Here is a 20,222-nt window from a genome sequence, read left to right on the forward strand (position 1 = left end):
AATAATTATAATATCTTATTTTTGAGTTTTTATACAGAAATTCAATAAGATGAATATAGCACAAATTGAGAATAATCTTCAAAACCTGATTAAAAATTTTAGTAAAGACACGTTCATTTTTGATTTGTTATTAGCTTATGGTTTACCTAAAGCGTCAATTACAAGACTACAAAATGGAAACTTAAATCTTTCTAAAGTGCAAGGCCAAGTATCTTGGAAAAAAAAGGTTTTATTCAAACCAATTGAAAATGAAGATTTACACGTTGCTATAACCAAATGCAAAGAAGAAACAAAACAAGAACAGCGTTTTATAATCGTTACTGATTTTAAAACGTTGTTGGCGGTTGATACAAAAACAAGTGATACGCTTGATATTGAATTAGAAGTTTTACCAAATCATTTCGATTTCTTTTTGCCGTGGGCGGGTATGGAAAAAGCAACACATAAAAATGAAAATCCTGCCGATGTCAAAGCAGCCGAAAAAATGGCAAAGCTTTTTGACGAAATCAAAAAAGACAATCCTGATAATTCTCCTGAGTTCATTCACGGATTAAATGTGTTTTTATCAAGGTTATTATTTTGTTTTTTTGCAGAAGACACCAATATTTTTAAGAAAGGTCAGTTTACAAATGCAATTAGTTCACACACGCAAACTGATGGTAGTGATTTAAGTAATTACCTTGAAAAACTATTCGATGTTTTAAATACGCACAACAGAAACAGAAAAGAACTTCCGGCATATCTTAACGAGTTTCCTTATGTAAATGGTGGTTTATTTGAACACAAACACAAAACACCAACTTTCACACGTCGTTCTCGTCAAGCAGTTATTGACGCAGGCGAATTAGATTGGTCAGCTATTAACCCTGATATTTTTGGTTCAATGATACAGGCTGTTATTACGCCTGAGCATCGTGGTGGTTTGGGGATGCACTACACTAGTGTTCCTAACATTATGAAAGTAATTGAACCTTTGTTTTTAAATGAATTAAACGAAGAATTTGAAAACGGAAAATACGAACCTAAAAGACTAAACAAGCTATTAGAACGTTTAAGCAAAATTAAAATATTTGATCCTGCATGTGGTAGTGGTAACTTTCTAATTATTGCTTATAAAGAATTACGTTTTCTTGAAATTAAAATTTTATTACAATTACAAGAATTACAAAAAGCAGCTACAGGTTTTGAACCTTATCAATTAGAACTAATTCCAAAAGCTCAATTAACTTTAGCAGCTCAATACCAACATTCGTTATTTTCACGTATAGAGTTAGCACAATTCTTTGGTATAGAGTTAGACGATTTCGCTCACGAAATTGCAATTCTATCTTTGTGGTTAGCACAGCACCAAATGAACCAAAAGTTTAAAGAAGTGTTAGGAGAAAGCACACCAACATTACCATTACAAGCAGGTGGTAATATCGTTCATGGTAATGCAACTAGAGTAGATTGGGAAAAAGTATGTCCTAAAAAAGAAAATGACGAAATATACATTTTAGGTAATCCACCTTATTTGGGATTTAGAAATTGGGATAATGACCAAAAAGAGGATATGGAATTTATTTTCAATAAAATGGGAAATGTTAAGAGATTGGATTATATAGGTTGTTGGTTTAAAAAAGGTACCGACTACATCAAAAATTCAAACTCTAAATACGCTTTTGTTTCAACTAACTCTATTTGTCAAGGAGAACAAGTAAGCCTTTTGTGGCCATATGTTTATTCAAAAAATCAAGAAATAGGTTTTTGTCATACATCATTTAAATGGGATAATAATGCTAAAAGTGTAGCAGGTGTAACTTGTGTTATAATTGGCGTTCAAAACTGTTCTAATTATGAAAAAAAGATTTTTTCTGAAGGAAGAATTTTTAAAGTAAAAAATATAAATCCATACTTGGCAGAGGGAAGTAATATTTTTATTAATCAAAGAAACAATGCAATTTCAGATTTACCAGAGATGGCTTTAGGTAGCAGCAGTATTGATGGTGGTTTCTTAATATTAAGCCCTGAAGAAAAAGTTGATTTTATTAATGATAATGTTAATTCAAAAAAATTCATAAAAAAATATATTGGGGGTAATGATTTTTTGAATGATTTAGAAAGATATTGTTTATGGATTGAGGATAAGGATTTTGACGAAGCTTATAGTATTACAAAAATAAAAGATAGAATAGATAAATGTAAAGAATATAGATTAAGTGCCGGTAGAGATGCAAAAAAGGCAGCTCTTACACCTCATAAGTTTTTTTACAAAAAATACAAAGATGAACCTTCCATAATTTTACCATTTACTAGTTCAGAAAATAGAACGTATTTACCTGTAGGATTTGAAAAACAAGGAACAATAATTAGTAATGGTCTATTTGTAATCTACAATTCTAATCCTATCATTTTCGTTATACTTAGTTCAAAACTTCATAATTTATGGACTAAAGTCGTATCTGGTAAACTAGAAACAAGAATTAGATATTCAGTAAACTTAGTTTATAATAATTTTCCTTTTCCAGCTATATCAGATGCTCAGAAAAATGAATTAGAGCAAAGTGTTTTTAGAATTTTAGCAGAACGGGAAAACCATTCCGAAAAAACATTAGCACAATTATACGACCCAGAAAAAATGCCTCAAGGTTTGCGTGAAGCTCATAGGTTAAATGATTTAGCAGTTGAACGTTGTTATCGCAGTAAACCTTTTGAAACAGACGAAGAACGCTTAGAATACCTTTTCAAGTTATACGAACAAATGATTGCAGAGGAAAAACAAAAAGGAACATTGTTTCAAGAAGAAAAGAAAGATAAAAAGGCAAGAAAAACTAAATAATTTCACAGAGGTACATTCGTGTCCCTCTGTGCACGTATAATATTAATAATTAGATTGATATGACAAATAATTTAACGAAATCAGCAGTAGACCGTCAAAATATTTTAAATAATCCAGAATTTCTTCAAGAGTTTCAGACTTTTTTAGGGATAACAGGTATGGTATATGAAGGCGAAATACGATTTACAACTGCACAAATTGCTGATTTCTATGATGTGAGTCCTAAAACAATCAAACGTTATGTAGAAACTTCCGAAAAGGAGTTATCTCATAATGGTTATTGTGTTTTAAAAGGTACTAAATTAAAAGAGTTTAAAACACTTTTCGGTCATCTAGTTTATGCAGATATTGAAGACGATTCACAGAGGGACACGAATGTCCCTCTGTCAAAAAAACAAAGTGACACCGCACAAGATACAAATACACCTTTAAAAAAGGAATTAACTGATAAACAGAAGCTTAACAGACTTAAAGCATTAGCTGTTTTTAATTTTCGTGCATTTTTAAATATCGGTATGTTACTTACCGAAAGTGAAAAAGCCAAATCCATAAGAAGTTCAATCTTAGACATTGTAATTGATAGTTTAAATAAAAAACTTGGAGGATCTACTAAATTTATAAATCAACGAGACGAAGATTATTTAGTAGCAATACTAAGAGAACCGCAATATCGTAAAGAGTATGTAAGTGCATTAAGTCGATATCTGGATATGGGAAAAGCAAAATACAGCATTTATACTGATGCAGTTTATCAGGCTATTTTTAATGAAAACGCAGCAGAATACAAGCAAGTGTTAAAATTAGAAGATAGTGAAAATCCAAGAGAAACTATGTATTCTGAAATTCTAAAATTAATTGCATCATTTGAAATAGGCATAGCAGATGAAATGAAAAGCAAATTTCAAGAGTTAGGTCGTCAATTAACACCAGTAGAATTAAATCAACTAATTAAAAAATTTAGTGAACAACGTTTTTGGATTCCTCAATTAGAAGATGCTAGAATAAAAATGGCAACAAGAGATTACGGTTTTCGCGATGTGGTACATAAGAGATTAGAAAATTATATTCAAAGTATTTCTACAAATGATTATCAAAAATTTTTAGGAGAACAAAGCAAAACATTGCAAGAAAGAATAGATGAGAATATTGAAATTTTCAAAAGATTAAAAGAAAGATAGATGGAACTCATATATTTTGATACAGCACATGCAATTGAAGTACACGATTCAATCATTCTAAAATCCGAAGGATTGTTGGGTATTTTAAATATTGGTTTATTGGAAAGCACATTAGTTCATATTCAAAACGATATGTATTATCCAGAATTTGAAGATAAAGCGACACATTTATTTCACTCTATTAATAAAAACCATAGTTTTAAAGATGGTAACAAAAGAGCATCAATTGCATTAACAGCATATTTTTTTGAGATAAATGGTTTTGATGACAGAGTGTCAATTTTCATGGAACGAATGGAAAACATTGCAGTTCATGTTGCTGATAATAAAATAGATAAAGATTTGTTACATGAAATTATTCAGTCTATTATTTATGAAGCAGATTATTCAGAGGAACTAAAATTAAAAATTTATAACGCATTAACTTAATAAAACATGCCAAATTTAGTAAACGTATCATACCATCAAACAGGTAAAAGCACAAGTACAAACACAATGGGTATGCGTGAAATGCAAGCTCGTGCCTTTGAAGCTCGTGATGCAAAATATTTATTATTAAAAGCACCACCAGCATCAGGTAAATCTCGTGCATTAATGTTTTTGGCTTTAGATAAAATGATTAATCAAGGCATCAAAAAAGTTATTGTAGCTGTGCCGGAACGTTCTATTGGTAGTTCGTTTTCTCAAACAGATTTAATGAAGGATGGTTTCTTTGCTAATTGGGAACCTAACGACAATTATAATCTTTGTACTCCTGGTGATGATGGTAGTAGTAGCAAAGTACAAGCTTTTCATAACTTTATGGATAGCGATGAAAAGATTTTAATTTGTACACATGCTACGTTACGATTTGCTTGTGATACATTAGACGAAACTAAATTAAATGAAACTTTATTAGCTATTGATGAATTTCACCACGTTTCTGCCGATGTAAACAACAGATTAGGCGAACTATTAAAAGTAATAATGAATAAGTCAACAGCTCACATTATAGCTATGACAGGTTCATATTTCAGAGGTGATAGCGTGCCTATTTTAACGCCTGAAAACGAAGCAAAATTTACTAAAGCAACTTACAACTATTACGAACAATTAAACGGTTACAACTACTTAAAATCACTTGGTATTGGATATCATTTTTACACAGGTAAATACACAGCCGCAATATTAGATGTTTTAGATACAGATTTAAAAACCATTGTACATATTCCAAATGTAAATTCAGGAGAAAGTACAAAAGACAAACACAACGAAGTAGATTTCATTATTGATGCTATTGGTCGTGTATTAAAACAAGATAGTGATACAGGAGTAATATTTGTAGAAAGACATACAGATAAAAAAATAATCAAAATTGCAGATTTAGTCGAAGACACACCAAGAGAAAGAGATAAAATAGTAAACTATTTACGAAACATTTCTTCTGTTGATGATATGGATTTGATTATAGCATTAGGTATGGCAAAAGAGGGTTTTGATTGGCCTTATTGTGAACATGCTTTAACAGTTGGTTACAGAGGTTCATTAACCGAAATTATCCAAATTATAGGTAGATGTACTAGAGATAGTAATAATAAAACGCATGCTCAATTTACAAATTTAATAGCACAACCCGAAGCAATACAAGACGATGTTAAGAAAGCTACTAATGATATGCTAAAGGCAATTACAGCATCATTATTAATGGAGCAAGTGTTAGCACCTAATTTCAAATTTAAAACAAAGCTTGATAATGATGATGATGCAGAGCCGGGAACAATCAAATTAAGAGGTTTTAAAGAGCCAAGTTCAAAAAGAGTTAAAGATATTATTGAAGCTGATTTGAATGACTTAAAAGCTACTATACTGCAAGATGATAACATGTTAAAAACAATGTCAGGTACAATAGATGCAGAAGTAATCAATAGAGTATTAATTCCAAAAATCATTAAAATAAAATATCCTGAATTAACAGAAGATGAAGTTGAAGAAATCAGACAATATGTGGTTGTTGATAGTGTAGTTAAAAGTGGAGAAATTAAAGAAGAAGGCGACCAAAGATTCATTCTTTTAGCTAGTAAATTCATTAACATTGATGAGATACATATTGATTTGATTGATAAGGTTAATCCTTTCCAAAAGGCTTATGAAATATTATCAAAATCAGTTACTACAAAAGTGTTGAAAGTTATCCAAGATACAATTGAAGCAACTCGTATTAAAATGGATTTTGAAGAAGCAAAAATATTATGGCCCAAAATTGTTGAGTTTAAAAAATTACATGATAAAGAACCAAGTCTTAATGCTAATGATCCATTAGAAAGAAGAATGGCAGAATGTATTATTTATTTGAAAGAGGAAAAAAGAAAACGTTTAGCAAATGGATAAAAATTCAATACTTGACGATATTTTCAATAATGATCCGTTTGATATTTTAAATGTCAAACCAAAATCTTCTGGAGCAAAAACAACAGATGAAAGGTTATTAAATTCATTTTATGAGGTAAATGATTTTGTTGAAAAATACAACAGAGAACCACAACCAAATCCAAGTAATATTTCAGAATACCAATTATATACAAGATTAAAAGGAATTAGAGAAAATCCGAAAAAAAAAGAACAATTAAAAGATGTTGACGCTAATAATTTACTTGATTTTGAAGTAAAAGAAATAAACTCAATTGATGATATTTTTAATGATGATGCTTTTGATTTGTTTGACGATGATACAGATTTATTTGATTTTAAACATACTCCTAAAACAGACGAAAGAGCTTCAACAGACTTTGTAGCTAGAAGAAAACCAATGAAAGACTTCGATAAATACGAACATGTATTCAAGGAAATTCAAAAGGATTTAGCAAGTGGTAAAAGAAAATTAGTTGATTTCAAAATGGGTAACTTACGTGAAGGAGCATATTATGTTCATAACGGAGTTTTATTCTTATTAGAAGAAATACAAATTTCAATAAAAGAGCACTATCGAGAAGATGGAACAAGAGTAAGAAAAGATGGTAGGACAAAATGTATATTCGAAAATGGAACAGTTTCCAATATGCGTAAACGTTCAGTAGAAAAGATATTGTATGCTAATGGTCAAGTAGTATCTGAAAACATTGACAAAGTAAACGAAAGCTTTATTGAAAAGTTTAGCAATATTACTGATGAAGATGAAGAAGCAGGATTTATTTATGTGTTAAGTTCAAAAAGTAAAGATGTAAAAATTGCATCAATAGAAAACCTCTTTAAGATAGGATATTCAAAGGTTGATGTATTAGAAAGAATAAAAAACGCAGAAAAAGAACCAACTTATTTAATGGCAAAAGTCAAAATAGAAAGTGCTTGGAAATGCTACAATATGAACCCACAAAAATTAGAACAACTACTTCATAATTTCTTTGGCAGCTCTTGTTTAAACATTGATATATTCGATGAAAATAAAATTCGTCACACACCTAGAGAATGGTTTATAGCTCCATTAGAAGTAATAGAACAATCAATTCAATTAATTATTAGTGGTGAGATTGTAAATTATAAATATGATATTGACAATAAAGTAATAATAAATAGATAATTGACAAATGATTTTATATAACAATAATTCCAACAAGTTAACCCAAGTGAAGGAAAATCCTTTTAAATTGGAAAGAGATATTCAAAATATTTTTGAAAACAATCTTCAAGATATTATGGGATTGCAAATAGTAAAATCAGAGTTTACAATAAAAAACAAGCGTATCGATACGTTAGCATACGATAAGCAAACTAATGCCTTCATTATCATAGAGTACAAAAGAGATAAAAACTACAGTGTTGTGGATCAAGGCTTAACATATTTAAATTTAATGTTGCAAAACAAAGCTGAATTTATTCTGACATATAATGAAACATTAAAAGATGTTCTACACAGCAAAGACGTGGATTGGTCTCAATCAAGAGTAGCATTTGTTTCTCCAAGTTTTACAGAAAATCAAATATCCGCTAGTGATTTCAAAGATTTTGGCATAGAATTATGGGAAGTAAAACAATTTGAAAATAATATAATTAGCATCAATTCTATTAAGAAAAGTAGCGGTGCTCAAAGTATAAAACCATTGTTAGAAAACAGTGAAAAACTAAAAGAAGTCAAAGAAAACATCAAAGTTTACACAGAAGAAGATCATTTTAAAAATGCGAATGATAATACTATTGAATTGTATGAAAAATTCAAAACGAGTATTCTTAATTTAGCAGACAATATTGAAGTTTTACCTCAAAAATATTATATAGCTTTTAAAAAAGGAAGTAATATATCAGATGTTGAAATACAAAAGAAATCACTTAAAATATTTATAAATACAAAAATTGGAATGTTAGACGACCCAAAAGGTTTAGCAAAAGATGTTTCTAATATTGGTCATCGTGGCAATGGTGATTTTCAAATACAAATAGAAAATGATAATGATTTAGAGTATATTATGAGCTTGATAAAGCAAGTTTTAAAAAAATAATAGATTTTTTTGATTAAATAAATACATTTATTTCAAATATATTTGCATTTGGTTAACCTATAGCTTAATTTTGCAGTGAGAATAGCAAGAGAAATATTGAAAAGTAAAGATGGCAAAAGGATTATTTGTATTGATACGGATAACTGGAAAGCAATTTTTGACTACATAAATCAAGACGTAAAACATAAGAAGAAATTCGAATACATTTGCGGTGTCCTTCTTGACGGTCATAGGAATACTGAAATTTATGACAAAGAAAATATAAATGAAAAATGTAAAGATGTAACTGCAATGAAATTTTTCAAGGGCCAAGATAATGATAGAATATACTGTAAAGAAATGTCATTAGAGGATAAAACATTTGTGATTATTGCGGCTGAATTGTTTGAAAAAAAGAAAACTCAAAAAAACTCAAAAAAAAACAAACCAATAATTGAAAAAGTCGGAAAATATGAATACGAAATCATTAGAAAATAAATACCAAGAAATTGATAATGCGTTTGATGATTTGTTTAAAGAACTGGAAAATAATTTTGAAGTAGATGCTAAAGTGATTGCTTCAAGGTTTTTAAATGAAGTAAAAGATATAGCTGAGATTAGAAAAATTAACCGAAAGAAATTAGCTGAAATGATTGGCACTTCTCCGAGTTATTTAACTCAATTATATAGAGGAACTAAATTAATGAACTTAATAACTTTGGCGAAATTAAAAAAAGCTCTTGATTTAGAAATTGAAATCAAAGTAACAAACAATATTTATTCATTTGAAGTAGCGGACAACAAATTTGAAAAATTTTATTCTACTCACAAATGTTTAGATAAAGAAATAACATGGGGTGTTATTAAGAATTTTAATACTGAAAGCACATCAAATGATAATGTTTATGTCAATGATAATATCAATGATAACAATATAAAATTTGCGTAATGAAATTTGTAAAATCACAACTTGAATTAGTAGATTTTTTTATTATAAACAACAAATATAAATTTGTTGATCCTTCTACAGACAACTTAGATATAAAAAAAACATTTTCTGAATACGAAATTGATATTGATTTTATGCCTAAACTCCACGAGAGTAAAAGGTATTTAATTTATATAAAAATTTCTATAAATGAAATAGAAAATCCTTTGCCTGGATATGTGATGTTTATTGAGGGTGTATGTGTGTTTAATTTCAATGAGGATGACAATTTAGAAGAAAATATCAAAGCAGAATATCTTTGGTCGTCAGGCATAAGTATTGCAATAAATAATTTAAGAAACTTTATATCTTCACAAACTTCATATTTCCCTTTTGGTAAATTCAATCTTCCAGCAGTAGATTTGACAAGTTTGATAAATGACAAAAAAGCAATGATGGATATTTCTAAATCAGAAATAATCAAAAAGAAAAAAGCAAAATAATCAACAACATATAAATAATGAAATCAATTAATTTAATTTATTTCTTTTTACTAGCTTCATTTATATCATTAGCTCAAACAAAGAAAGAAACAGAAGAATGGATTAATAATAACATTAATTATTATCCTGTGAGTTATGGCAATAACCCAATAAATGTTGTAGAAAAAATAGAGGTTGAAAATGGTGTTTTATATTTTTACCATCATTGGCAAAATGACAACACTAATTATTATTCCGGTTCTTGGACAAAAGTAAATATTAAAGACATCATTAGTATCCAATATTCTTATGACAAATCTCCTGACCTAGAGAATAAATGGATTAATTTAGTTTTAAATTTTAAAAAAGGTCAAGCTTCAGTAAGAAAAACAAAACATAATTATGATTCAAAAAATCAAAATGACTATACTACAGTTCCAGAACAAACAATCATTACGATGCGTTTAAATATTGATTATGAAAAAAGCGGAATGAAACCTAGGATGGAAAAGGCTTTATTACATTTAATTAAACAATATGGTGGAAATGCCTCTACTAAAAAAGATCCTTTTTAATCTCCATTACTTTGTTAACTGAAAATAAATATTGGTTCTAATTGCTTCAACATTATGACAGTAACAATTATTTTCAAAACGGTTTAACTTTACCTTTTATAATTGGTTCTAGAACTTATATTGAAACAGAAGAAAAATTGCAAACAATAAGGCAGATAATTGAAGATTTTAAAGATTCAAACTGTTTTATAAATGTTTTAAAATGCGATACTATTGGTACTTATGTTTTTAGAATATCAGAGCCAGAAAACGTATCAATATATAGATGTATTGATAACTTTGTAATCATTGATAGTAGTTTTTCTAATTGTACCAACATCAAAGAAATAATTATTGAACTTGAAAGTTTATATATGAACTTATTAATCTCAAAAAGTTTTTCTAAAATAGGTTCAGAATGGTCTGGGTTTAATTTAAAAATAGATGTTCCTCGATTTAAAGAAATAAAATAATTTTTTATTGTAAATATTTAATTTTGGTAAAGAAATAAAAGGTAAATAATGAAAATTGTAAAAAGATAATTCATGTCAAATAAACCAACAAATAGCGAACTAATTCTTGGTATACCAATAAATAAGTATGAACTTCAAAAAGATCATATTGTTCTATATTCTGATAATCAACTTATAGGGTCAATACCTTTTTTAATACTTGGAGATGATACATTAATGTACGATAAGAATGAATCAAATTTAAATAGACTTAGATGGGATTTGATTTACATAAGAAATAAAGAAAAAATTGACAATAGAATAAAACATCTTTTTGGAACAGATGAATTAGAAATTACATTAGGTACTTTTAGAAAATTATATGTAAAACAATTGTTTGATAACACTCTAAAACGAGTAGACTGTCACTACTATGAAAAAGAATGGCAAATAAAAGTAGAACAATAATCATATATTAAAAACAACTTAAAATGTTAATAACTGCTGTTAATTGTTAAAAAACTTGTGCACCTAGTTGTTGTTTAGTATATTTGTCCCAATCGTACCAGTTGAGCTTCCCATAAGAACAGCCTTCTGGTCTTTTTTTTTATATAAATGGCAAGTAAAGATCCAAAGTCAATAATAGAACAAATTGAATTGCTTAAACAAAGAGGTATGTTGTTTTACAATGAAGAAACAGCACCTCATTTCCTAGAAAACATCAGTTATTATCGTTTAAAAGGTTATTGGTGGGAAATGCAGTTCGACAAGATTAATCATATATTTAATGCTGACAGTTACTTTGAAAACGTAATTGATTTATATAATTTCGACAGGCATTTACGTTTAATCATGTTTGACGCAATTGAAAGAATTGAGGTTGCTTTGAGAACTAAATTGATTTATCATTTGTCGCTTTCATTTGGTCCTTTATGGTATTTAAAGTTTGATATTTTTACTGATGGTATTAATCAAATGTCAATAGCTGGTCACCTTAGTAATGAAATTTCTAGAAGTAAAGAACAATTTATTGTCGAACATAAAAACAATCATAAAAACGAATTACTGGAAGCATGGAAATGCTTAGAGGTGGCCTCAATGGGTTCTTTATCTAAAATTTACAAAAATCTTAATCACCAATTGCCGGAAAAATCAACAATTGCTTTACAATTTGGTTTTAATTCTCATAGTGATTTTTCTAGTTTTCTAGAAGCAACAACAGTAATTAGAAACGTAATAGCACATCATTCAAGACTTTGGAATAATAATATTACTATTAAATACTTATGGCCAAAAAATCTAAAAAATGCTCCAATAACATATGTTCCTGATGAAAACCAAAGAGCGAAACTATTTCCATTGTTCTCTCTTATATTATATACTCTTGAAAAAGTAAGTCCTAATAATTCTATTAAAAATAAATTTCTTAATTTATTAGATGAATATCCAAACACACCGATTCACAAAATGGGATTCCCTTTAAATTGGAAAACACAACCAATTTGGACAATTTAGAAAATATTTTTTTTAATCAAATAATTAAAAGAACTAAAAAAACTAAAAGAACTCTTTTCTTCCCGGTTTAATGTTTTAGTCCTCCGTTCCCCACCACTGGCCAACGCATAAAAGTTTTTGTATGCCCACAAATGTATCTCTTCGAAAGAAAATAATACTCGGCAACAAAAACTTTTCCCAAAGCTTCTTTACATAATGTGGCATTATAGGGCTATAAAAAAGAATGTATTCCTATTCAAAAGTTGTCATAGCCCTATAATAACATTATGTAAAAAAGCCGCACGGCCACCGCTCGAGAGCCCCGCTCCAGCCACACATTTTTGGCAGATTTCCTCGCTCCACCCTATCTGCCAAAAACACGTGGCTTCGCGGGTCTCACTTTGTCGTTTCTATTGAAAGAACTTACACATTATAAAGATTTTCTCTTCGTTGCAAATTTTCGTCGTTTGTTTTTATCAGCTTTGTGTTTAAAGCGGTAGTATTTGCATTATCTTTTGAAGGTGCATACGGTTTTCAATATAATATCTCTGCTTACTAAAATGCAACTGCCATCAATCACTATCATGCACCCTCAAAAGATAAAAAAGGCCCAGCAAGAGTTTTGTTTTTTGATTTGCCAGAAAAAGTTGTGGTAATTGTTTTAAGCTTGCTGAAGCCATAATTAGTTTAAAAGTAAATTATCTTAAATTGTAAATCTCAATAAATCGGATGTTTGTTGGCTCCAGCAAACTATAAAACAATCAGAAAATTTCAATAAGCAAATCAAAAACCAATACACTTGCTTTCGCTACTGCCAACGCACTCGGTAAGTATTTGCATTGATTTTTGAAGGTGCTATACTTCTCCGATTCATTTTCTGATTTATTTTGTTTCCAAAAGAAATTTTAAGCACCCTCAAAAATCAAAACGGAAAACAAGAGTATCAAATTTTGGTTCTAAATAAAAAGCGTAAATATTGTATTGTTTTTTTATTCAGCCCCAAAATTTGATACCCTTGTGGGAACAGTCCGTTTTCAGTAAACGAAAAATCATTCTAGTAGCAAGTTTCTGCTTCGAAAGAAAAATAAAAAAATAAAAAAAAGATAGCAAAGTTAAGTTCCGGGTTTACAAAAAAGCAAGTTCAAGCCCTTCGGGTTTTTTAAAAAATCTCCACCACCCATACATTTTCATAAGAACGTATCTACCCGAAATAAAATCCCTTCTCCGATAGGACGTATCTGGGTGGTAGTATTTTTTAAAAAAAACTTGCTTTTTTGAAACCCTCCACTTGACGAGAGTGCTTTCTTTTTTTTCTTTTTTTTTCTTTTGAAAAAATTTTATGGAAAAAGTGTGTCCAGTTCATAAATCCTTTAAACGCCACGATATGATAAATTTTAAATTAAAACACCACCAAAGCGGAAACACCTACAATTTACCTCATTTTTTTATGCTAAACAAAGGAATGAATACAGGTAAACCCCTAACAGAGCCATGTCCGAATTGTTTTGTTATTCAATTTTATTGCACTTCTGATTTTGAAGATATGGAAGCAATTTGCAAATGTCTTTGGAAGGATAAATTTTGGCATCAATTTTTAATTGGTTCCGTTATTCCATATATCAGAATAAGTGATTTTAATAAGAATCTATCGCTCAAATCACATGAAATGATGTTGGACTTGGAGCAGCACAAAAAAGACGTTAAAACCCTTAAAATGCTCCTTGATAAAGAAGAACAATTTCAGCAAAACATAAACTTAATCAATGATTTAAGAAGAGTTATTATTCACAGATACTGTAAAAGATTGTGAGCATAGAAATATGCTCATATTCTTTTTTTATATTTGTTAAAATAATAAAACTTTATGATTAAAGAATATTTGGCTAGGATTTCTACTGACTTAAGTAGGTTTAATCAAACTTTATCAAAAACATCTATTTTGATTGATAAGCCTTGGGCATTAGTTGACGACAACAATGAAATTCAAAAACTGATATTCAAAAAAAACAATGAATTAATCTTATCCAAAAACGGCAAAGCTGAAGTAGGAAAATGGGAATACTTCCCGGAAGCTAAATCTTTACTTATCGATAGAGGTTCTGATAAAATTTTCTGTAATGAAATATTTATTGACAAAGGGGTAATCATATTAAAACTAGACGGCACTAAAAATGATTTTTTTGCCTTAGCGAATGAAAATGTTGTTCCTAATTTAGACATAATTAGTTATTTAAATCATTTATTTTACGAAGGCCCAGAACCTCAAAAAAAAATAACAAGAAAATATGAACTTGAAAATGGATTAGAAATTGAAATTCATTCAGATGTTTATTTGGAAGGTTTAAGTAATAAAAATATTCTCGTAACTATTGATGAAGATAATGTAAAGAATGGTTTTTATAAAATAAAAAATACTGAAACTACTATAGTTGTTAAGGATAGTAAAATAATTGAAACTACTTATGATAAGAAATATATAACGGAAGATGGTGTAACTATTTATGTATTACAACATCATTTTTATAGTGTTTCAAAAAATGACTATGTTTTAATAAATTGGCAACTAGCGGAAGATGGCTGCTATTTTTTAAACAAAAACAAAAAAATTTATACTGAAAACGGTTTGATTAAAAAGATATTAGCGAGACCTACAATTTTTAATTATCCTTTAGGTGATTTTAGAGAAGTTGATTAATAAGATATTACTCCTATTTAAATCCAATGTAAGTCCAATATAAGTCCACATTATTAGCAAATCGAAGCAAAAAATAAACCCTCACACAATTGCGAGGGTTTTATTTTGCAAACTGCAAACTTTGCAACGTTGCAAACTGATGGTATTTTTAGAACAACTCTTGAATTTTCATTGAGTTCCCTTGTTTGAAAATAAAGTATTCAGTTCCAACTTGCTGAGAAAACTCGATACCAATTGAACCCAATACTGCAACAGTTGTTGGTATAGAAGGAGCTCCGGGTAAAGTAGCAGTCAAGGTTATAGGTGCAGTAGTTGCATTTACAGGAATGTAAGTTGAATACTCAATTTGTGAAGCTTCATTTAATCCTGGGTCTGATGCTTCATAAGCCCCAGTTGCCGAATTATAAACAAAGTCAGATACTAAAGAAATAGCATTAATTAATCTGAAGTGTGTTGCACCAGATGGTATATTAATACTATTTAATGGATTAAAAGACGGAATACTTAACTCTGTTTCGTTTCTGTCAACATTTGCAGTTAAAATATAAGGAGCTGCAAAAATACCATTGAATGAAAGGTTGCGATTAAAATCTAATCCTCTCAAATATTGTGGTTGTTGTGAAACTAAAACGGCTCTCTGTCCTCTAGCTTCTGAACCATCCTCAATATTGATTTTTTTCATAATAGCTGTCAATCTTCCAGCAAGTCTGCTGTCAGACATTTGACGCATTAATGAAGATAAACCAACTCTTACTGACTTTCCAGCCATTGCACAAGCAGCAAACTCCGACATGTTTTCACGTGTTCGAATGAATCCAGGTGCAGTTTTTACTTGTTCGGCTGTTGGGCCACCAACTAACCCGGCATAAAATCCTTTATTGCCTTTAATCTTGAAGTGTCGAACTTCGCCCAAAGTACCCGTGTACTTTATGTGGCCTCTCTGTTTTGCCATAGCTTTTTATTTTTTTAATTAATAATTCATTTAATTTTTATAAATTTATATCGTAAATATTTGATATACAACACGTTATTATGATAAATGCGATGCAAATGAATGCGAATCTAACAAACACTAAAAAAAATCTTCTGAAAGTGGTCAAATATGTGGATGGAGATGGAATAATTGGAAAGGAACTTTACTCAAAAAGTGAATATGAAATACGATTATATGGTATAGATGCCCCAGAAATAAAAAACTGTCCTAAAATCATCAAAGATGAAAGAGAGCTTCAAATGCCAGCTGCACTTTTAATAAAATTAGGCTATTTATCGTATGATTTTTTTAGATCATTAATTTCAATTGGCGAAACTTTCACTTTAATACAAGAATTAAATAATATGAATGATAGATATGGCAGACATTTAGGCTACATGGTTTTAGAAAACGGTTTAGTTTTGAATGAAATAATGATAAAAGAAGGCTATGCTAAGCCATACAATGAAGTATTCTGTGAAATGTTACCTTTGTATCAAGAATGGAATTTACAAGCTAAAATCAACTCTAAAGGTCTTTATTCCATCGTAAATAATTTTTAAAATTTTGTGGGCTTAATGTGGGCTAACTATTAAAATAAAAAACCGCAACTATCTAATTTATTGATAGTTACGGTTTTTAAAAGTGGAGAAGATGGGGCTCGAACCCACGACCTTTTGGCTGCCAGCCAAACGCTCTAGCCAACTGAGCTACATCCCCAAAGTGGTGCAAATATAAATAAATTTATCTTACTTTTTTAATTATAAATTATAAATTGCTTCTGCAAAAAATTTCGTTATAAATGCTTATTTTTACCTAAAATTTGACTTGTATGTCTTCAAAAGGTACCCTTTTTACAACCACACAAAACTCCATTGCAACCATTACTTTTGGTCATCCTGCGAGTAATTCATTTCCATCCGAATTATTACATCTTCTCACCGAAGAGCTCCATCAATTAAGTACTCGAACAGATATTACTTTAATTGTATTGCAAAGTGAAGGTCAAGGTGCTTTTTGTGCAGGAGCATCGTTTGATGAATTATTGGCTGTTTCAAATTTTGTTGAAGGCACACAATTTTTTTCCGGATTCGCCAATGTAATTAACGCCATGCGAAAATGTTCAAAACTCATTATCGGAAGAATTCACGGAAAAGCAGTTGGAGGCGGAGTTGGATTAGCAGCAGCCTGTGATTATACCTTTGCAACCCATGACAGTGCTTTGAAATTATCAGAAATTGCCATTGGAATTGGTCCGTTTGTCATTGAGCCTGTGGTCACCAAAAAAATTGGAAAAACAGCCATAGCCGAATTAACTTTATCGCCAACTGAATGGAAAACAGCAGCTTGGGGTCATGAAAAGGGATTGTATTCAAAGGTATTTGAAACCGTTTCAGAAATGGACGACGCATTGTTTTCGTTCACAACAAAGTTGGCTTCTTATAATCCGGAAGCTTTGTCAGAAATCAAAAAAGTACTTTGGGAAGGAACCGAAAACTGGGATGTTCTTTTAAAAGAAAGAGCTGCAATTTCAGGTAAATTGGTGCTTTCTGACTTTACAAAACACGCTTTATTACAATTTAAAAAATAATGAAACTACTAGTATTTCTGCAGCAAACTGCTATCGAAGAAAAATTAAAAAATGCACCCGACGGTGGGTACCAAATCGGAGTTTTAATCGGGTCGCTTATTCCTTTTATCATTCTTGTTGGTCTTGCATATTGGATGTATTATGCTGCCAAAAAAAGAAATAAAAATTTATAGTCATTTACTACCTTTGTAAAAAATTTAACTATGTCAAACATTAGAATTACCAAACAATTCAGCTTTGAAACCGGTCATGCATTGTATGGTTATGACGGGAAATGCAAAAATGTTCACGGACATAGTTATAAATTATCTGTTACAGTTATCGGAAAGCCAATTACAGATTCCTCAAATGTAAAATTCGGAATGGTGATTGATTTTGGTGATTTGAAAAAAATTGTAAAAGAAGAAATTGTAGATGTTTTTGATCACGCCACTGTTTTTAATAAAAACACTCCACACATCGAATTAGCAAATGAACTCAAGGAGAGAGAGCATCATGTTATTTTAGTAGATTATCAACCTACCAGCGAAAACATGGTTATTGATTTTTCAGAAAAAATAAAAGCACGCTTGCCCAAACACATTCAATTGCATTCTTTAAAACTTCAGGAAACTGAGACTTCTTTTGCAGAATGGTATGCTTCTGATAATCAATAAATCCTTGATTTACTATTTTAAATTCTTACTTTTAAATCAAAATTTTTATACATGACGTTAAGTTTCTGGGAGTATAAAAACTGGTTCTCCAATGTTGATTTCACCATTGTAGGAAGTGGAATTGTTGGTTTGCATTGCGGATTACGACTTCGCGAACGTTTTCCAAAGAGTAAAATTTTAATTTTAGAAAAAGGCATGTTGCCTGAGGGAGCCAGCACAAAAAATGCAGGTTTTGCTTGCTTTGGCAGTATTTCAGAAATTATTGATGATTTGAATTCGCACACCGAAGAAGAAGTCATTCAGCTCATTGAAAAAAGATGGTCCGGATTGCAATTGCTTCGAAAAAGATTAGGGGATGAAGTGATTGACCTCAAACTTTTTGGAGGTTATGAGTTGTTTTTAAAAGAAGATGAAAGCAGCTATACTAACTGTTTGCAAAAAATTCCGTTTATCAATGATATTTTAAAACCTTTGTTTAAAACTGATGTTTTTTCAAAAGAAATCGATCGATTTGGGTTTGAAGGCATTCATGAAAATTTAATTTTCAATCCGTTTGAAGGCCAAATTGACACTGGAAACATGATGCAAGCTTTGGTTAAAGCAACGATTCAAAATGATATTCTAATATTAAATCAACAAAAAGTTCTTGGTTTTACTTCTTCAAATGACGAAGTTGTAATTCAATTAGAAAATTTTGAATTCAAAACAAAAAAATTGTTTTTTGCCACCAACGGTTTTGCTGAAAAACTAACTGATGGCGAAGTAAAACCGGCAAGAGCTCAAGTTTTAATTACAAAACCCATACCGAATCTTGACATCAAAGGCACGTTTCATTTGGATAAAGGTTTTTATTATTTTAGAAATTTTGGAGATCGAATTTTATTAGGCGGTGGGAGAAATTTAGATTTTGAAGGCGAAACCACCACAGAGCTTGCTCAAACAGAACAGATTCAAAACCGATTGGATTCTTTATTAAAAGAAGTTATTTTGCCCAACCAACCTTTTGAAATTGAACACCGTTGGAGCGGCATTATGGGAATTGGTTCACACAAAAAACCCATTGTAAAAGAGATTTCAGAGAATGTTTATTGCGGGGTTCGTTTAGGTGGCATGGGCATTGCCATTGGAAGTTTAGTAGGTAAAGAATTAGCAGATTTAGTATAACATTATTATGATAAAAAAAATACTTCGCTTTATTGGTAAAGCAATTTTGTGGTTTTTTGGTGTTTCAATAGTATTGGTCATCTTGTTTAAGTTTGTTCCTGTGCCGTTTACTCCATTGATGTTTATTCGTTCCATTGAACAAAAAACTGCCGGAAAACCTATGGTTTTGAGTCACGATTGGGTTCCGATAGAAGAAATCTCTCCCAATTTGCAACGAGCAGTTATTGCCAGTGAAGATCAAAATTTTTTAAATCATAATGGTTTTGACTTCAAGGCTTTAGAAAAAGCAATGGAAAGTAATAAAAAAGGCAAAAGGTTAAGAGGTGGCAGTACTATTTCGCAACAAACCGCCAAGAATGTTTTTTTATGGCCGGGAAGAAGTTATATCCGCAAAGGATTTGAAGCTTATTTTACCGTTTTGATTGAGCTTATTTGGGGCAAAGAACGCATCATGGAAGTGTACCTCAACAGTATAGAAATGGGTGATGGTGTTTATGGAGCTCAAGAAGCTTCGCGAGTTTGGTATCGAAAAGATGCCAAAAACCTGACTGCACATGAGGCTGCCGGAATTGCCGCTATACTTCCAAATCCAAGGAAATTTAAGGCTACAAATTCTTCGTCCTATATCAATAGACGAAAAAGTCATATTGTTAGGCAAATGGGGTATTTGGGGAAAATCGAATATTAAAGAATGAAACGCTGTCAGAGTTTGGAACTTTGACAGCGTTGTAATTTGAATATTAGATATATAAAAAAGCTCTTCAAATTGAAGAGCTTTTAAATTGTAAT

General features: G+C 30.3%; 22 protein-coding genes and 1 tRNA gene. 21 read left to right on the forward strand and 2 right to left on the reverse strand.

The window, feature by feature from the left end:
* Window positions 1–49 precede the first annotated feature (49 nt).
* From B3L86_RS11045 to B3L86_RS11115, 15 genes are all read left to right on the forward strand, one after another.
* Entirely contained in the window at window positions 50–2,818 is a 2,769-nt protein-coding gene (locus tag B3L86_RS11045) for a class I SAM-dependent DNA methyltransferase (protein WP_291118985.1), read from the forward strand.
* A 59-nt stretch (window positions 2,819–2,877) separates the two neighbouring features.
* A complete protein-coding gene (locus tag B3L86_RS11050; protein WP_291118987.1) occupies window positions 2,878–3,996 on the forward strand; it encodes a DNA-binding protein in 1,119 nt (372 codons plus the stop codon).
* Entirely contained in the window at window positions 3,997–4,425 is a 429-nt protein-coding gene (locus B3L86_RS11055; RefSeq protein ID WP_291118990.1) for a type II toxin-antitoxin system death-on-curing family toxin, read from the forward strand. It abuts the gene before it with no gap.
* 6 nt (window positions 4,426–4,431) lie between these two features.
* Window positions 4,432–6,363 carry a DEAD/DEAH box helicase gene (locus B3L86_RS11060; protein WP_291118993.1) on the forward strand — a complete coding sequence of 644 codons (1,932 nt, stop codon included), beginning with the start codon at window positions 4,432–4,434 and terminating at the stop codon, window positions 6,361–6,363.
* Window positions 6,356–7,549, forward strand: coding sequence for a GIY-YIG nuclease family protein (locus B3L86_RS11065; protein ID WP_291118995.1), 1,194 nt, complete (start codon window positions 6,356–6,358; stop codon window positions 7,547–7,549). Before B3L86_RS11060 ends, B3L86_RS11065 begins: the two co-directional genes overlap by 8 nt.
* Before the next feature lie 67 nt (window positions 7,550–7,616).
* A complete protein-coding gene (locus B3L86_RS11070; protein ID WP_349679491.1) occupies window positions 7,617–8,465 on the forward strand; it encodes a DUF5655 domain-containing protein in 849 nt (282 codons plus the stop codon).
* A gap of 96 nt (window positions 8,466–8,561) precedes the next feature.
* On the forward strand, window positions 8,562–8,942 hold the full coding sequence (locus tag B3L86_RS11075; RefSeq protein ID WP_291118999.1) for a hypothetical protein: 381 nt from the start codon (window positions 8,562–8,564) through the stop codon (window positions 8,940–8,942).
* The gene (locus tag B3L86_RS11080) at window positions 8,917–9,393 is read left to right on the forward strand and encodes a helix-turn-helix domain-containing protein (RefSeq protein ID WP_291119001.1); all 477 of its coding nucleotides are present in this window, start codon (window positions 8,917–8,919) and stop codon (window positions 9,391–9,393) included. Before B3L86_RS11075 ends, B3L86_RS11080 begins: the two co-directional genes overlap by 26 nt.
* Window positions 9,393–9,875 carry a hypothetical protein gene (locus B3L86_RS11085; protein ID WP_291119003.1) on the forward strand — a complete coding sequence of 161 codons (483 nt, stop codon included), beginning with the start codon at window positions 9,393–9,395 and terminating at the stop codon, window positions 9,873–9,875. Before B3L86_RS11080 ends, B3L86_RS11085 begins: the two co-directional genes overlap by 1 nt.
* Before the next feature lie 17 nt (window positions 9,876–9,892).
* The gene (locus B3L86_RS11090) at window positions 9,893–10,429 is read left to right on the forward strand and encodes a hypothetical protein (RefSeq protein ID WP_291119006.1); all 537 of its coding nucleotides are present in this window, start codon (window positions 9,893–9,895) and stop codon (window positions 10,427–10,429) included.
* A gap of 41 nt (window positions 10,430–10,470) precedes the next feature.
* Complete coding sequence (locus B3L86_RS11095) at window positions 10,471–10,881, forward strand: hypothetical protein (RefSeq protein WP_291119008.1); 411 nt, start codon at window positions 10,471–10,473, stop codon at window positions 10,879–10,881.
* A 72-nt stretch (window positions 10,882–10,953) separates the two neighbouring features.
* Window positions 10,954–11,328: a hypothetical protein gene (locus B3L86_RS11100; RefSeq protein WP_291119010.1), complete on the forward strand. Its 375-nt coding sequence runs from the start codon at window positions 10,954–10,956 to the stop codon at window positions 11,326–11,328.
* 147 nt (window positions 11,329–11,475) lie between these two features.
* The gene (locus tag B3L86_RS11105; protein WP_291119012.1) at window positions 11,476–12,375 is read left to right on the forward strand and encodes an Abi family protein; all 900 of its coding nucleotides are present in this window, start codon (window positions 11,476–11,478) and stop codon (window positions 12,373–12,375) included.
* A gap of 1,363 nt (window positions 12,376–13,738) precedes the next feature.
* Window positions 13,739–14,164, forward strand: coding sequence for a DUF6943 family protein (locus tag B3L86_RS11110; protein ID WP_291119014.1), 426 nt, complete (start codon window positions 13,739–13,741; stop codon window positions 14,162–14,164).
* Window positions 14,165–14,218: 54 nt separating this feature from the next.
* The gene (locus B3L86_RS11115; protein WP_291119016.1) at window positions 14,219–15,049 is read left to right on the forward strand and encodes a hypothetical protein; all 831 of its coding nucleotides are present in this window, start codon (window positions 14,219–14,221) and stop codon (window positions 15,047–15,049) included.
* A gap of 148 nt (window positions 15,050–15,197) precedes the next feature.
* Here B3L86_RS11115 and B3L86_RS11120 read toward each other — a convergent pair whose 3' ends face one another.
* Window positions 15,198–16,001 (reverse strand): hypothetical protein, encoded by an 804-nt coding sequence (locus tag B3L86_RS11120; protein WP_291119018.1) that lies wholly within the window; start codon window positions 15,999–16,001, stop codon window positions 15,198–15,200.
* Window positions 16,002–16,099: 98 nt separating this feature from the next.
* On the opposite strand from B3L86_RS11120, the gene B3L86_RS11125 reads away from it, so the two are divergent.
* Window positions 16,100–16,585, forward strand: coding sequence for a thermonuclease family protein (locus B3L86_RS11125; protein WP_291119020.1), 486 nt, complete (start codon window positions 16,100–16,102; stop codon window positions 16,583–16,585).
* 83 nt (window positions 16,586–16,668) lie between these two features.
* On the opposite strand, the gene B3L86_RS11130 is transcribed toward B3L86_RS11125, so the two are convergent.
* Window positions 16,669–16,742, reverse strand: a tRNA-Ala gene (locus B3L86_RS11130).
* A gap of 112 nt (window positions 16,743–16,854) precedes the next feature.
* On the opposite strand from B3L86_RS11130, the gene B3L86_RS11135 reads away from it, so the two are divergent.
* From B3L86_RS11135 to mtgA, 5 genes are read left to right on the forward strand one after another with little or no spacing between them, the layout of a single operon-like run.
* On the forward strand, window positions 16,855–17,613 hold the full coding sequence (locus tag B3L86_RS11135; protein WP_291119021.1) for an enoyl-CoA hydratase/isomerase family protein: 759 nt from the start codon (window positions 16,855–16,857) through the stop codon (window positions 17,611–17,613).
* A complete protein-coding gene (locus B3L86_RS11140) occupies window positions 17,613–17,786 on the forward strand; it encodes a hypothetical protein (RefSeq protein WP_291119023.1) in 174 nt (57 codons plus the stop codon). Before B3L86_RS11135 ends, B3L86_RS11140 begins: the two co-directional genes overlap by 1 nt.
* Before the next feature lie 30 nt (window positions 17,787–17,816).
* Window positions 17,817–18,269, forward strand: a complete 453-nt coding sequence (locus tag B3L86_RS11145; protein ID WP_291119025.1) for a 6-pyruvoyl trahydropterin synthase family protein — start codon at window positions 17,817–17,819, stop codon at window positions 18,267–18,269.
* A 51-nt stretch (window positions 18,270–18,320) separates the two neighbouring features.
* Window positions 18,321–19,433, forward strand: coding sequence for an NAD(P)/FAD-dependent oxidoreductase (locus B3L86_RS11150; protein WP_291119027.1), 1,113 nt, complete (start codon window positions 18,321–18,323; stop codon window positions 19,431–19,433).
* A 7-nt stretch (window positions 19,434–19,440) separates the two neighbouring features.
* Entirely contained in the window at window positions 19,441–20,121 is a 681-nt protein-coding gene (mtgA, locus tag B3L86_RS11155; RefSeq protein WP_188363151.1) for a monofunctional biosynthetic peptidoglycan transglycosylase, read from the forward strand.
* The last annotated feature ends 101 nt before the right edge of the window (window positions 20,122–20,222 follow it).

It is taken from the genome of Flavobacterium sp. UBA6135, from assembly GCF_002428305.1.
GTDB lineage: Bacteria > Bacteroidota > Bacteroidia > Flavobacteriales > Flavobacteriaceae > Flavobacterium.

What these genes read in the sequence shown, in the direction of transcription:
- B3L86_RS11045 (WP_291118985.1), top strand. Translation starts at nt 50, where the DNA reads ATGAATATAGCACAAATTGAGAATAATCTTCAAAACCTGATTAAAAAT.
- B3L86_RS11050 (WP_291118987.1), top strand. Translation starts at nt 2,878, where the DNA reads ATGACAAATAATTTAACGAAATCAGCAGTAGACCGTCAAAATATTTTA.
- B3L86_RS11055 (WP_291118990.1), top strand. Translation starts at nt 3,997, where the DNA reads ATGGAACTCATATATTTTGATACAGCACATGCAATTGAAGTACACGAT.
- B3L86_RS11060 (WP_291118993.1), top strand. Translation starts at nt 4,432, where the DNA reads ATGCCAAATTTAGTAAACGTATCATACCATCAAACAGGTAAAAGCACA.
- B3L86_RS11065 (WP_291118995.1), top strand. Translation starts at nt 6,356, where the DNA reads ATGGATAAAAATTCAATACTTGACGATATTTTCAATAATGATCCGTTT.
- B3L86_RS11080 (WP_291119001.1), top strand. Translation starts at nt 8,917, where the DNA reads ATGAATACGAAATCATTAGAAAATAAATACCAAGAAATTGATAATGCG.
- B3L86_RS11085 (WP_291119003.1), top strand. Translation starts at nt 9,393, where the DNA reads ATGAAATTTGTAAAATCACAACTTGAATTAGTAGATTTTTTTATTATA.
- B3L86_RS11090 (WP_291119006.1), top strand. Translation starts at nt 9,893, where the DNA reads ATGAAATCAATTAATTTAATTTATTTCTTTTTACTAGCTTCATTTATA.
- B3L86_RS11100 (WP_291119010.1), top strand. Translation starts at nt 10,954, where the DNA reads ATGTCAAATAAACCAACAAATAGCGAACTAATTCTTGGTATACCAATA.
- B3L86_RS11105 (WP_291119012.1), top strand. Translation starts at nt 11,476, where the DNA reads ATGGCAAGTAAAGATCCAAAGTCAATAATAGAACAAATTGAATTGCTT.
- B3L86_RS11110 (WP_291119014.1), top strand. Translation starts at nt 13,739, where the DNA reads ATGATAAATTTTAAATTAAAACACCACCAAAGCGGAAACACCTACAAT.
- B3L86_RS11115 (WP_291119016.1), top strand. Translation starts at nt 14,219, where the DNA reads ATGATTAAAGAATATTTGGCTAGGATTTCTACTGACTTAAGTAGGTTT.
- B3L86_RS11120 (WP_291119018.1), bottom strand. Translation starts at nt 16,001, where the DNA reads ATGGCAAAACAGAGAGGCCACATAAAGTACACGGGTACTTTGGGCGAA.
- B3L86_RS11125 (WP_291119020.1), top strand. Translation starts at nt 16,100, where the DNA reads ATGAATGCGAATCTAACAAACACTAAAAAAAATCTTCTGAAAGTGGTC.
- B3L86_RS11135 (WP_291119021.1), top strand. Translation starts at nt 16,855, where the DNA reads ATGTCTTCAAAAGGTACCCTTTTTACAACCACACAAAACTCCATTGCA.
- B3L86_RS11140 (WP_291119023.1), top strand. Translation starts at nt 17,613, where the DNA reads ATGAAACTACTAGTATTTCTGCAGCAAACTGCTATCGAAGAAAAATTA.
- B3L86_RS11145 (WP_291119025.1), top strand. Translation starts at nt 17,817, where the DNA reads ATGTCAAACATTAGAATTACCAAACAATTCAGCTTTGAAACCGGTCAT.
- B3L86_RS11150 (WP_291119027.1), top strand. Translation starts at nt 18,321, where the DNA reads ATGACGTTAAGTTTCTGGGAGTATAAAAACTGGTTCTCCAATGTTGAT.
- mtgA (WP_188363151.1), top strand. Translation starts at nt 19,441, where the DNA reads ATGATAAAAAAAATACTTCGCTTTATTGGTAAAGCAATTTTGTGGTTT.